The following is a 12,185-nucleotide window of genomic DNA, read 5'->3' as shown; positions in this document are numbered from 1 at the left end:
CCGTTGACTGATGCGCAGTGGGCACGGATCGATCCGTTGCTCCCGGACCGAACGCCGAAACGGGGTGGCCGCTGGCGGGACCGTCGCCCCGGCCGGCGAGCCGGACGATCACGCCATCGCCGGTCCCGCGGCGGACTGACCACGAAGATTCACCTCGTGACCGACGGCCGGTGCCGGCCGCTGGCGTTCGTCCTCACCGCCGGTCGAGCCGGCGATGGTCCCGCCTTCACGGACGTTATGGCCCGCCTGCGTGTTCCCCGCCCTCTTGGACGGCCCCGCACCAGGCCGGACCTGGTCCTGGCCGACAAGGCGTATTCCTCCCGCGCGATCCGCGACCACCCGCGCAACCGCGGCATCCGCGCGGTGATTCCGGAACGGGCCGACCAGCGGGCCAACCGGCGGCAGCGCGGACGAGCTGGCGGCAGACCGCCGGCCTTCAACCGCGAGGCATCACACGGGCTCGTCGGGAACAAGAGGTGATCCCCGGTACTCCGCAGGCGAGTTGGAGCGGCATCCGTCGACGTACGCGGCACACCAACTCCCAGGTGAGCAAGGTCGGAACGGGGGCTTGACCGCGGGCGGCCACGCCCGGACCATGTTGCGCATCAAACACGCTGTTGCGTATTGCGCTTCTACTTGGAGGCCCGATGTCCCCTCGACCGCAGCCCGAGCGCGAGTACGTCCTCACCGTCTCGTGCCCCGACCGCTCCGGCCTCGTCCATGCCGTCACCGGCTTCGTCGTCCAGCACTCCGGGAACATCCAGGAAAGCCGGCAGTTCGACGACCGGCTCCAGGACCGCTTCTTCCTGCGCATGCGCTTCGAAATCCCGGATCCGGGCACGTCGCTGGACGATCTGCGCTCCGGCTTCGCCCCCGTGGCCGAGGCGTACCGGATCTCCTGGAACCTCTACGAGGCGTCGACCCCGACCCGTACGCTGATCATGGTGTCGAAGTACGGCCACTGCCTGAACGACCTGCTGTTCCGGCGCAGCACCGGTGCGCTCAACATCGACATCCCGGCGATCGTCTCCAACCACCGGGAGTTCGAAGCGCTCGCGGAGAGCCACGGGATTCCGTTCCACCACATCCCCGTGACGCGGGAGACGAAGCCCGAGGCGGAGGCGCGGCTGCTGGAGCTCGTCGACGAACTCGACGTCGACCTGGTGGTCCTCGCCCGCTACATGCAGATCCTCTCCAACGACCTGTGCAAGCAGCTCGAAGGCCGGGCGATCAACATTCATCACTCGTTCCTGCCGAGCTTCAAGGGCGCGCGGCCGTACGCCCAGGCGCACGAGCGCGGCGTCAAGCTCGTCGGTGCCACGGCGCACTACGTCACCCCGGACCTCGACGAGGGGCCCATCATCGAGCAGGACGTCGTCCGCGTGGACCACGCGCAGGGGCCCGACAACCTGGTCACCCTCGGCCGCGATGTCGAGGCGCAGGTCCTCGCCCGCGCGGTGAAGTGGCACACCGAGAGCCGGATCATGGTCAACGGCAGCCGCACGGTCGTCCTGCGCTGACCGGCCGCCCCGCTCCGGTGCCCGTGTGATTCTGCGCAGGCGAATCCGGCAGGACCGTCGCGCCCTAAGCTTCGAGCCCCCGGCGGGCGGTCACGCGTACCGCGTCGGCAGTCGAGGCCACGTCGTGCACACGCACGCACCAGGCACCCTGCGTAGCGGCCAGGACGGTCACCGCGGAGGTGGCCGCGTCCCGCTGCTGCGGCGGCCGGGCCAGGCCCGTCGCCGGGTCCGCCGGCAGCTCCCCCAGGAAGGACTTGCGGGCCGCGCCCACCAGGACCGGGTACCCGGGCGCGGTCACTTCCCGGAGACGGCCCAGCAACTGCCGTTTGTGCTCGGGGGTCTTGGCGAAGCCCAGTCCCGGATCGAGGACGAGGCGGTCCGGCGCGATCCCGGCGTGCAGAGCCGCTTCGACGCGCAGCCGCAACTCGTCGGCCACACCGGCGGCGACATCGTCGTAGCCCGCGTTGGCCTGCATGCCGTCGGCATGCCCGCGCCAGTGCATCGCCACGTACGGCACCCCGGCGCGCGCCACCAGCGGCAGCATCGCGGAGTCGGCGCGGCGCCGGACGAGGGGTCCGTCATAGCCCTGCTTGCGCAGCGAGCGGGCGGCGGAGAGTCCGGCGAGCGAGGCGCCGACGGCGGCCACGGACGTCGTGCCGCACTCCGGTGGGGTGTACGGCGGCACGGGAGGGCGGCGGGTACGGCGCGGCACCCGCGGGACGACGCGGGGGAAGCATCATGCGCCCGACGGCATGGGCGATCGGGCGGCACGGGCCGTCGCAGTCAGGCAGTACGGACTCGACGACAACGCCGAGGGCCGGGTGCCTGTCGGTCAGGCGCCCGGCCCCCGGCGGGAGATGTGCTCTACTCGCTGCCCGGAGGCCGGAGTTGCTCCCCTTCCGGGAGGTCGGCGGTCACCTGCGTGCGGGCGTCCTTCGGGGCGCGCCGGGCGAGGGTCGGCTCTTCGGTGGTGGCCCGTACGTCGCCGGTCACCTCCAGCCCGGTGACCGCGCGGCTGCCGGCGGCGAGGAGGTACCACTTCTTCGAGGGGCTGCGCCATCGCGTGCTCGCCACGACGTGCTGGCCGAAGCGGCTGCACGCGGCGGTGTCCCGGTCCCGGGCGACCACCGTGGTATCGGCGTCCGGCGCGGCCTCGGGGCGCCGCAGCCCCACTTCGATGTCGCCCGGGCCGCGCCAGGTGTCCGCCCGGCGGCAGGACCACACTGCCTGGCCGCCGTCCTCCGGCAGCCGCTGGCGGGCGAAGTCCCACATGCTGACGCTCCGCACTCCCTTGCCCCGCAACCCGCTCATCCCGCACGCCGAGGCCGCCCAGGCGCGCAGCGACTCCGTACTCGTGGCCTCGCGCGGGGGACGCGGGCGCTCGCGGCCCGGCAGCGGCATGTAGGTGAGGTGGGCCGGGAGCAGGTCGCCGAGGTCGGCGACGACGAAGGTGTGGTGCTCCACGATGCGTGCGGAGGACTTGAGTTGCAGCGCGGGGCGGGCGCCGCAGTCGCCGTACTTCGGCCGGGCCACCGGCTCCGTGACGCCGTCGCGCGCTACGCGTACGGACCGGGCCGGGGTGTCGGGGCGGCGGAGGTCCCGCCGTTCGGCGGTGGCGATCCAGGGGGCGGTGAGGAAGCGCACCTGCCGCGCGGTGCGGCTGACGACCACCGCCGCCGCGGTGGTCACATCGGCGTCGTCGGCCCGCGCGAAGTCCAGCGCGGCCGTGCCGTCGCCGTCGCTCGGCTCGGTGTAGCGGACGATGCGGCGCCCGTCGTGGAGGACGACGACAGCGCGGCCGTCGATGTCGCCGGCGTACAGCAACGCGGGTGGGGTGGCCGGGAGTTCTTCGGTGGTCGCGGCGGCCGACGTGACCTCGGTGCCGGGTGCCGGGTGGGCCCAGGCGGCGAGCGCGCGGTGCAGCAGTTCCGTGTCGTCCACGCGGGCGCCGCGCGGGGCCCAGGCGGTGAAGTCGACGCGCGAGGTGTCGGCCCACCGGTCGCCGGGGGCCCGGACCAGGCGGCCGGCGTCCGTGACGGGGGCGAGGTCCGCGGATATGGCGTCGCCGGCGCTCGGGGTCCCGACGAAACCGTCGCCCGACGTGGCGGGCAGCACGGATATCGTCACCAGGGCCAGCAGTGCGGCGGTGAGGCCGGCGAGCCGCCGCCGTCGTCTGCGGCGCAGCAGATCCGTCGGCCGGGTCTGCACGGAGCACGGGTCGAACTCGGAGGCGTTGCCCAGGTCCGCCGTCGCCCGCGCGCTCAGGTACAGCAGCTGTTCGGCGTCGCGGCGCGCCGCCGCGTCGGGCGGTGTACCGAGCCGGGTGAGCAGCTCGCGGGCCGCTTCCTTCGGCATGTCCTCCAGCGAGCACAGCGCGAACAGCGCGCGTGCCGGGGCGGAGGCCGCGGCCAGCGCCCGGTCGAGCGAGGTGGTGTCCCCGCTGCCCGCACGCGGGAAGAGCCGCAGCCCCCAGACGGCCGGCAGCGCGGGCCGCAGGGCCCGTGGCCACGGCAGCCGACGCGGCCAGCGCCGTGGCCGGGCGCCGTACGACAGGCACGCGGTCAGGACGCGCTCGCGCACCCAGGCGTACTCGGGCTTCGGCCCGGGGTCCGCCGGGTCACCGGGCGGGCCGCCGGCGGCCGGCAGCGCGGCGCCGAGCGGTCCGGGCAGCGCCCGCTGCACCAGCCCGTGGGCCACGAGCACCCGCCGATGGCGGCCCAGCGCCGGCGGCAGCGCCACGAAGGCGATCCGCACGAGCTGCGGATACGCCTCCATGAGCGCGGCCTCGGCCCGCTCCGCATTGATCCGTGCGGCAGTCCCTTTGGCCTGCCGCCCTCCTCGCCCCCACATGCCGATCGCCCCCTCCGGCGGATACGACGAATTCCGCACCAGGCAAACGAGTGACACGAATGACGGTCACGCTGACGCTCTGTCCGGTTCGCGCACGTCACGAAAGCGGTTGGTACGCACGGGAGGAGCCCGTCAGGTACCGAGGCCGGCGGTGGGCTGTGCGGCCGGGCCGCGGCGCGGTGCGGGTGCGGTCCGTGGCACGTGTGCGGGTGCGGTCCCTCCCGTGTCGAGGAAGCGGCTCAGGGGCAGGGTGGCGGCGCCGACGGTGACCGCGTCCGCGCCGAGGCGGCCGAGTTCGATGGTGGCGCGGGCCGCCGGATAGCGCAGCGCGTAGGCCGCGGTGGCCTCGCGTACGGCGGGCAGCAGGCGAGTGCCGAGGAGGAGGCCGGCCCAGCCGGCCAGCACGATGCGTTCGGGGTTGAAGAGGTTCACCAGGTCGGCGATGCCCGCGCCGAGGTACTCGGCGGTCTCGGCCAGCACCTCGGCGGTGGCCGGGTCGTCGGCGGCGAGCAGGGCGGCCAGCGCGCTCTCCTCGTCGGCGCCGGAGGGTGCCGCGCCGCCCGCCTCCCGCCACCGTTCCAGGACCGCTTCGGCGCCGACGTACGCCTCCAGGCAGCCGCGGGCGCCGCACCGGCAGCGGCGGCCGCGCAGCTGCATGGTGGTGTGGCCCCACTCCCCCGCGCCGTGTGCGGCGCCGCCGTACGCGCTGCCGTCGGTGATCACACTGGCGCCGACGCCGGAGCCGATGAGGGCGATGACCGCGTCGCGCGCGCCCCGCCCGGCACCGAACCACATCTCCGCCTGACCGAGCGTCTTGGCACCGTTGGACACGAACAGCGGCGCGGCGTCGCCCAGTTGGGTGGCCTCGCGGAGCAGGGCCTCCAGCGGGACGGCGTCCCAGCCGACGGTCTGGCCGTGCACCACCGCGCCGCCGCGTGCCGGGTCGTCCTCGACGATGCCGGGCACGCCGACGCCGATGCCCAGCAGCGGTCCGTGCGGGACGTCGGTACGGCTCACCGCCTTCAGGCCTTCGGCTATCAGGCGGACAACGTGGGTGACATTGTGGCCCTCGTCCTTCAAGGGATGTTCGCAGCGGGCCAGCTCGGCCATCGACAGGTCGAAGAGTTCCACGCGTATTCGTGTCTCGCCGACATCCACCCCGATGAGTGATCCGGCGCCCGGCGCGACCCGCAGCAGGATGCGCGGGCGCCCGCCGTCGGAGTCGACCGAGCCGGCCTCCTCCAGCAGGCCGTCGGCGAGGAGTTCGGACGTGACGTTGCTGATGGACGCCGAGCTCAGGCCGGTCCGCGCGGCCAGTTCCTGGCGGCTGAGCGGACCCTCCAGATACAGGCGGCGCAGCAGCCGCGCACGGTTGCCGCGGCGCAGATCACGGACCGTCCGGCGGTGGCGTTCGGGCATGTGGCTCCTTCCTCTCCCGGCAACTTACCGGTGCCGAGTGTCTTGACGACCCCTTCTTTCACTACTTAACTCACGCCTTAAGTTAATACGGAGCCGCGTTCAGAGCTTTGATGCTCGCCTCCCGGAGGGGCCACAACGACCATGCGTAGAACCCGTATGGCGGCAGTCGCCGCGCTCACCACCGCACTGACCGCCGCCCTGGCCACGGGCTGTGGCGGCGGCACCGCCCTCGGAGGCGGCGCCAACAACGACAGTCCGAAGGAGCTGACCTACTGGGCGACCAACCAGGGGTCCAGCCTGGAGGCGGACAAGAAGGTGCTCGGTCCGGAGCTGAAGAAGTTCGAACAGCAGACCGGAATCAAGGTCAAGCTGGAGGTCATCCCCTGGGCCACCATCCTCGACCGGATCCTCGCCGCGACCTCTTCCGGGCAGGGCCCGGACGTGCTCAACATCGGCAACACCTGGTCCTCGTCGCTGCAGAAGAGCGGTGCGCTGCTGGCCTTCGACGACAAGACCTTCAAGAAGATCGGCGGCAAGGAACGGTTCGCACCGGCCCCGATGGCCGCCACCGGCGAGGCGAAGAAGGACCCGGCGGCGGTGCCGCTGTACTCGCTGACGTACGCGCTGTACTACAACAAGCAGATGTTCAAGGAGGCGGGCATCTCCCGTCCGCCCACCACCTGGGACGAGCTGGTGGCCGACGGGAAGAAGCTCACCAAGGACGGCAAGTACGGGCTGGCCATCGAGGGCGGCAACGTGGCGGAGAACTCCCACCACGCCTTCGCCTTCGGCAAGCAGCACGGCGCCGACTTCTTCGACGCCGCCGGAAAGCCCACCTTCGACAAGCCCGCGAACGTCAAGGCCGTCAAGCAGTACATCGACTTCCTGGCGAAGGACAAGATCGCCGCGCCCGGCAACGCCGAGTACGCGCAGAACCAGTCCGTACGGGACTTCGCCACCGGCAAGGCCGGAATGCTGCTGTGGCAGGCCGCGCGCACCTCGCTGCTCGCGCACGGCATGAAGGCGGACGAGTACGGGGTGGCGCCCGTGCCCTTCCAGTCCGGCGACACGGGCGGCCGGCGCAACGTCAACTCCATGGTCGGCGGCATCAACATGGCCGTCTTCGAGAACACCGACAACATCGACGGCGCGCTGAAGTTCGTGAAGTTCATGACCTCCACCGAGGAACAGCAGATCCTCACCTCCAAGTTCGGGGCGCTCTCCCCCGTGCTGGACGCGCAGAAGAGCAAGCCGCGGGACCCGGACGAGGCCGTGCAGCGCGAGGTGCTCGCCAAGAGCGCGGCGCCGCTGCCGCAGGTCCCCGACGAGTCGCAGTTCGAGACGCTGGTCGGCGGCGCGATGAAGGAACTGCTGGCCGACGCGGCGGCGGGCAAGAAGATCGGCACCGCTGAGGTCCAGGCGAAGCTGACCGAGGCTCAGCAGCAGATGCAGAAGTGAGATCCGCCGCCATGACCACCACCGCACAGCACGAAGCGGCCGGGACAGCGGCGCCGGGCACGCCGCTGTCCGGCACCGCCCCCGAGCACCGGCCGCCGCGCAGGTCCCTCCTCCCCGACCGGATCAGGCGCGGCGGCCTTCCCTACCTCCTGCTGCTCCCCGCCCTCGCGCTCGAACTGCTGATCCACATCGTGCCGATGGTCATCGGCATCGCGATGAGCTTCAAGCAGCTCACCCACGAGTACATCCGCAACTGGGGCGCGGCGCCCTGGGCAGGGCTGGACAACTTCCGCATCGCGGTCGACTTCGACGCCCCGGTCGGCAAGGCACTGCTGCACTCCTTCGCGGTCACCTGCGCCTTCACCGCGCTCGCCGTGGGGCTGGCCTGGCTGCTCGGCGTGACGGCCGCGATCCTCATGCAGGACCGGTTCCGCGGCCGCGGTCTGCTGCGGGCCCTGTTCCTCACCCCGTACGCGCTACCGGTCTACACCGCCGTCATCACCTGGTCCTTCCTGCTCCAGCGGGACAACGGGCTGGTGAACCACGTGCTCCACGATCAGCTGGGTCTCACCGAGACGGCCACGTTCTGGCTGGTCGGCGACAACAGCTTCACGGCGCTCGTGGTGACGTCGGTATGGCGCACCTGGCCGTTCGCGTTCCTGATGCTGACGGCGGCGCTGCAGAACATCCCGCGGGAGTCCTACGAGGCGGCGCAGCTGGACGGCGCCGGGATCTGGAAGCAGATCCGGCACATCACCCTGCCGGCCCTCCGCCCCGTCAACCAGGTCCTGGTACTGGTCCTCTTCCTGTGGACCTTCAACGACTTCAACGTGCCGTTCGTGCTCTTCGGCAAGGCGGCCCCGGAGGCCGCCGACCTGATCTCGATCCATATCTACCAGGCGTCCTTCGAGACCTGGAACTTCGGCTCGGGGTCGGCCATGTCCGTCCTGCTGCTGCTCTTCCTGCTCGTGGTGACGGCCGCGTACCTGCTGGTCACCGGCCGTGGAAGGAGGGGCGAGCATGGCTGAGGCCGGCAAGTCGCCCACCGCGCCGCCCCGGTCCTTCGTCTGGACCCGGCGGGTACTGCTCACCCTGCTGACGCTCTTCACGGCCACCCCGCTGTACGTGATGCTCAGCAGTTCGCTCAAGCCGCTGCAGGACGTGACCGGGGCCTTCCGGTGGTTTCCCAGCCGGGTGACGTTCCAGCCGTACCTGGACATCTGGGAGACCGTGCCGCTGGGCCGGTACTTCGTGAACTCCCTGATCGTCGCGGGCGCGGCGACCGCCTGCTCGGTGGTGATCGCGGTGTTCGCGGCGTACGCGGTCAGCCGCTACCGCTTCCGGGGGAAGCAGCTGTTCACCGTCACGGTGCTGTCCACCCAGATGTTCCCCGGCATCCTCTTCCTCCTCCCGCTGTTCCTGATCTTCGTGAACATCGGGAACGCCACCGGCGTCGCGCTCTACGGCTCGCGCGGCGGCCTGATCCTCACGTACATGACGTTCACCCTGCCGCTGTCCATCTGGATGCTGGTGGGGTACTTCGACTCCATCCCGCGCGACCTGGACGAGGCGGCGCAGGTCGACGGCTGCGGGCCGCTCGGCGCCCTCGTACGGGTCGTCGTGCCGGCCGCCGTGCCCGGCATCGTCGCGGTGGCCATCTACTCCTTCATGACCGCCTGGGGCGAGGTGCTCTTCGCCTCGGTCATGACCAACGACGTCACCCGCACGCTCGCGATCGGCCTTCAGGGCTACGCCACCCAGACCGAGGTGTACTGGAACCAGATCATGGCCGCCTCGCTCGTCGTCAGCGTCCCCGTCGTCGCGGGCTTCCTGCTGCTCCAGCGCTACCTCGTCGCCGGACTCACGGCCGGCGCCGTCAAGTGACCACCGCGGAAAGGAACTCCGTGTCCGACTCGTACCTCGACTCGCTCCCCGACGACTTCGTGTGGGGAACGGCCACCGCCGCGTACCAGATCGAAGGCGCGGCGGCCGAGGACGGCCGCGCGCCGTCCATCTGGGACACCTTCAGCCACACCCCCGGCAAGGTCCACAAGGGCGACACCGGCGATGTGGCCTGCGACCACTACCACCGCTGGCGCGCGGACATCGGCCTGATGGGGCAGCTCGGCGCCGACGCCTACCGCTTCTCGGTGGCCTGGCCCCGGGTCGTGCCGGGCGGCGACGGGCCGGTCAACAAGGCGGGCCTGGACTTCTACGACCGGCTTACCGACGGCCTCCTGGAAGCAGGCATCACGCCGTACGTCACGCTCTACCACTGGGACCTGCCGCAGGCGCTCCAGGACCGGGGCGGCTGGCCGGAGCGGGAGACCGCCGAGCACTTCGCCGCGTACGCCGCGGTCGTCGCCGAGCGGCTCGGCGACCGCGTCACGCAGTGGGGCACCCTCAACGAACCGCTGTGCTCCGCGTGGATCGGCCACCTGGAAGGGCGGATGGCGCCGGGGCTGACCGATGTCACCGCCGCGGTCCGCGCCTCCTTCCACCTGCACCTCGGGCACGGCCTCGCGGTGCAGGCGATCCGCGCCGCGGTGCCCGGCGCGCAGGTCGGCATCGTCAACAACCTCACGCACTGCGAACCGGCGAGCGACAGCGACGCCGACCACGCGGCGGCACGCCGCTCCGACGGGCACACCAACCGCTGGTGGATGGACCCGCTGCACGGCCGCGGCTACCCGCAGGACATGGTGGAGCTGTACGGCACCGAGCCGCCGGCCCGCGCGGGCGACCTGGAGACCGTCGCAGCTCCCCTGGACTGGCTCGGCCTGAACTACTACTTCCGCAACGTCGTCGCGGACGATCCCGCCGGCTCGCTGCCGTACGCCCGGCAGATCGAGCTGCCGGCCTCCCGCCGCACCGGCATGGGCTGGGAGGTGCATCCGGCCGGGCTGACGAAGACGCTGCTGCGGATGACGGAGGACTACGGCGCCCGGCGCCTCTACGTCACCGAGAACGGCTCGGCCTACCCCGACACCGTCGGCCCCGACGGGCAGGTGCACGACCCGGAGCGGGTCCGCTACCTGGAGGAGCACCTGGCCGCGTGCGCCGACGCGGTGTCGCAAGGCGTGCCGCTCGCCGGGTACTTCGCCTGGTCGCTGCTGGACAACTTCGAGTGGGCCTACGGCTACGACAAGCGCTTCGGCCTCGTCCACGTCGACTACGAGACCCAGCGGCGCACCATCAAGGACAGCGGGCGCCGGTACGCCGACATCGTCCGCGCCCACCGGAACCGGGAGCGCCGCGCGGCATAACCCCCACAAGCCCCGCGCGGGCGCGTCGTCACATCGGATCGTCAAACCCTGCCACGACGCGCCCGGGCGGTTCTGCAACGCCTGTACACAACACGGCCCGCATCTGTCGGAGGAGCCGCATCATGGAACACAGGCACCATCAGCATGCCCAAAAAAGATCGCCCGGGACACGGTGGAGGAGGGTGATGGCCGTCTCGGCCGCGCTCGTCGTGACCGCCGCCGGCTACGCCTACGCCGCCCCCGGGCCCGGCCGGACCGCCGCGACCACGGCGCAGGTGTGGGTCACCACGGCGGACGGCACGAAGAAGCTCAGCAGAGCCGGCGACGTGTCCTTCGACGGCGGCAAGCAGCAGATCGACATCAGCGTGGACTCCCGCGAGAAGAGCCAGGAGTTCACCGGTGCGGGCGCCTCCTTCACCGAGGCCTCGGCACACCTGGTGGCCGGGCTGCCCGAAGGGCAGCGCACCACCCTGATGAAGGACCTCTTCTCCCGGGACGGCGCGGGCATCGGCCTGGACTACCTGCGCCAGCCCCTCGGCGGCACGGACTTCGTCGCCCGGCTGCCCTACTACACGTACGAGGACACCAAGGGGTCCTTCTCGATCGGCCGGGACGGCGAGGAGATCCTGCCGCTGCTGAAGCAGGCCAAGGGCATCAATCCCGGCATCCGCGTGATGGGCACGCCCTGGTCGGCCCCCGCGTGGATGAAGGACAGCGGGAAGCTGGAGGGCGGCAAGCTCACCCCCGAGCACTACGGGGACTATGCCGACTACCTGGTCAAGGCGGTCCAGGCGTACGGCAGGGCCGGCGTGGCCGTCGACGACCTCACCGTGCAGAACGAGCCGCTGTTCCAGACGACGTACCCCTCGATGGGCATGTCGGCCGAGGAGCAGGCCGACTTCCTGCGGGTCCTGGACGGCCGGCTGACCGCCGCGGGGCTGCCCACCCAGCTCTTCGCCTACGACCACAACTGGGACCGCTCGGACTTCCCGCTCACCGTCCTGGACCGCACGAAGGACATCGCCCGCGTCCAGGGCGCGGCCTTCCATTGCTACGGCGGCAGCCCCGAGGCCCAGCAGCAGGTGCGGGACGCGGGCAAGCGGGTGTTCTTCACCGAGTGCTCCGGCACCGACAGCGACGACCCGTCGCGCACCTTCGCGGACTCGCTGAAGTGGCAGACCGAGAACCTGGTCATCCGCAGCATGCGCGCGGGCGCGGAGACCGTGGTGCTGTGGAACGTGGCCCTCGACAAGAACGGCGGACCGCATTACGGCAACTGCGGTACCCGCTGCAACGGCGTCGTGGAGGTGAACGGCTCCACCGTCACCAGGAACGCCGAGTTCTACACCCTCGGCCACGTCGCCAAGTTCGTGGACCGCGGCGCGCACCGCATCGCCTCCACCAGCCAGGGCTCCGGCGGGGTGCAGAACGTGACCTTCGAGAACCCGGACGGCTCGCGGGTCTCCGTGGTGCTCAACGCCACCGGCTCGGCACGGGCCTTCTCCGTCACCGAGAGCGGCAGGTCGCTCCGGTACGAGCTGCCGGCGGGGGGGGGGGGCCCCCGGGGGGGGGGCGGGGCCCCCCCCCCCCGCCGCCCGGCCCCCGCCCCCCGCCCCGCCCGACCGGCGGGGCGGGTGCAAGGAGGCCCCGACCCCCGAGCGGGGCACGCGGC

Annotated in this window: 8 protein-coding genes and 2 pseudogenes; 7 read left to right on the top strand and 3 right to left on the bottom strand. The window is 71.8% G+C overall.

Going from position 1 to position 12,185, the window contains the following annotated elements; translation table 11 throughout:
• Nucleotides 1-57 precede the first annotated feature (57 nt).
• Together ACIGQF_RS20165 and purU are read left to right on the top strand one after the other, a co-directional pair.
• Nucleotides 58-429: pseudogene (locus ACIGQF_RS20165) on the top strand (transposase); the annotation flags it as partial.
• A 218-nt stretch (nucleotides 430-647) separates the two neighbouring features.
• A complete protein-coding gene (gene purU / locus ACIGQF_RS20160; RefSeq protein ID WP_399711825.1) occupies nucleotides 648-1,520 on the top strand; it encodes a formyltetrahydrofolate deformylase in 873 nt (290 codons plus the stop codon).
• 64 nt (nucleotides 1,521-1,584) lie between these two features.
• On the opposite strand, the gene ACIGQF_RS20155 is transcribed toward purU, so the two are convergent.
• From ACIGQF_RS20155 to ACIGQF_RS20145, 3 genes are all read right to left on the bottom strand, one after another.
• Nucleotides 1,585-2,232 carry a dihydropteroate synthase gene (locus ACIGQF_RS20155; RefSeq protein ID WP_399711823.1) on the bottom strand — a complete coding sequence of 216 codons (648 nt, stop codon included), beginning with the start codon at nucleotides 2,230-2,232 and terminating at the stop codon, nucleotides 1,585-1,587.
• A 152-nt stretch (nucleotides 2,233-2,384) separates the two neighbouring features.
• Nucleotides 2,385-4,370, bottom strand: a complete 1,986-nt coding sequence (locus ACIGQF_RS20150; protein WP_399711821.1) for a hypothetical protein — start codon at nucleotides 4,368-4,370, stop codon at nucleotides 2,385-2,387.
• Between the two features lie 132 nt (nucleotides 4,371-4,502).
• Nucleotides 4,503-5,789 carry an ROK family protein gene (locus ACIGQF_RS20145; RefSeq protein WP_399711819.1) on the bottom strand — a complete coding sequence of 429 codons (1,287 nt, stop codon included), beginning with the start codon at nucleotides 5,787-5,789 and terminating at the stop codon, nucleotides 4,503-4,505.
• 141 nt (nucleotides 5,790-5,930) lie between these two features.
• Between ACIGQF_RS20145 and ACIGQF_RS20140 the strand changes: the two genes are divergently transcribed.
• From ACIGQF_RS20140 to ACIGQF_RS20120, 5 genes and pseudogenes are all read left to right on the top strand, one after another.
• On the top strand, nucleotides 5,931-7,247 hold the full coding sequence (locus ACIGQF_RS20140) for an ABC transporter substrate-binding protein (RefSeq protein WP_399711817.1): 1,317 nt from the start codon (nucleotides 5,931-5,933) through the stop codon (nucleotides 7,245-7,247).
• An 11-nt stretch (nucleotides 7,248-7,258) separates the two neighbouring features.
• Nucleotides 7,259-8,275, top strand: a complete 1,017-nt coding sequence (locus ACIGQF_RS20135) for a carbohydrate ABC transporter permease (RefSeq protein WP_399711814.1) — start codon at nucleotides 7,259-7,261, stop codon at nucleotides 8,273-8,275.
• The gene (locus ACIGQF_RS20130) at nucleotides 8,268-9,131 is read left to right on the top strand and encodes a carbohydrate ABC transporter permease (RefSeq protein ID WP_399711812.1); all 864 of its coding nucleotides are present in this window, start codon (nucleotides 8,268-8,270) and stop codon (nucleotides 9,129-9,131) included. The genes ACIGQF_RS20135 and ACIGQF_RS20130 overlap by 8 nt, the downstream gene beginning before the upstream one ends.
• Nucleotides 9,132-9,151: 20 nt before the next feature.
• A complete protein-coding gene (locus tag ACIGQF_RS20125; RefSeq protein ID WP_399711810.1) occupies nucleotides 9,152-10,513 on the top strand; it encodes a GH1 family beta-glucosidase in 1,362 nt (453 codons plus the stop codon).
• A 185-nt stretch (nucleotides 10,514-10,698) separates the two neighbouring features.
• A pseudogene (locus tag ACIGQF_RS20120) lies at nucleotides 10,699-12,185 on the top strand (glycoside hydrolase family 30 beta sandwich domain-containing protein); the annotation flags it as partial.

Origin of the sequence: Streptomyces sp. NPDC053560, from assembly GCF_044544605.1 — a bacterium.
GTDB lineage: Bacteria > Actinomycetota > Actinomycetes > Streptomycetales > Streptomycetaceae > Streptomyces.
The sequence above is the reverse complement of the archived record's forward strand: the minus strand, read 5'-3'. Positions and strand labels throughout refer to the sequence as shown.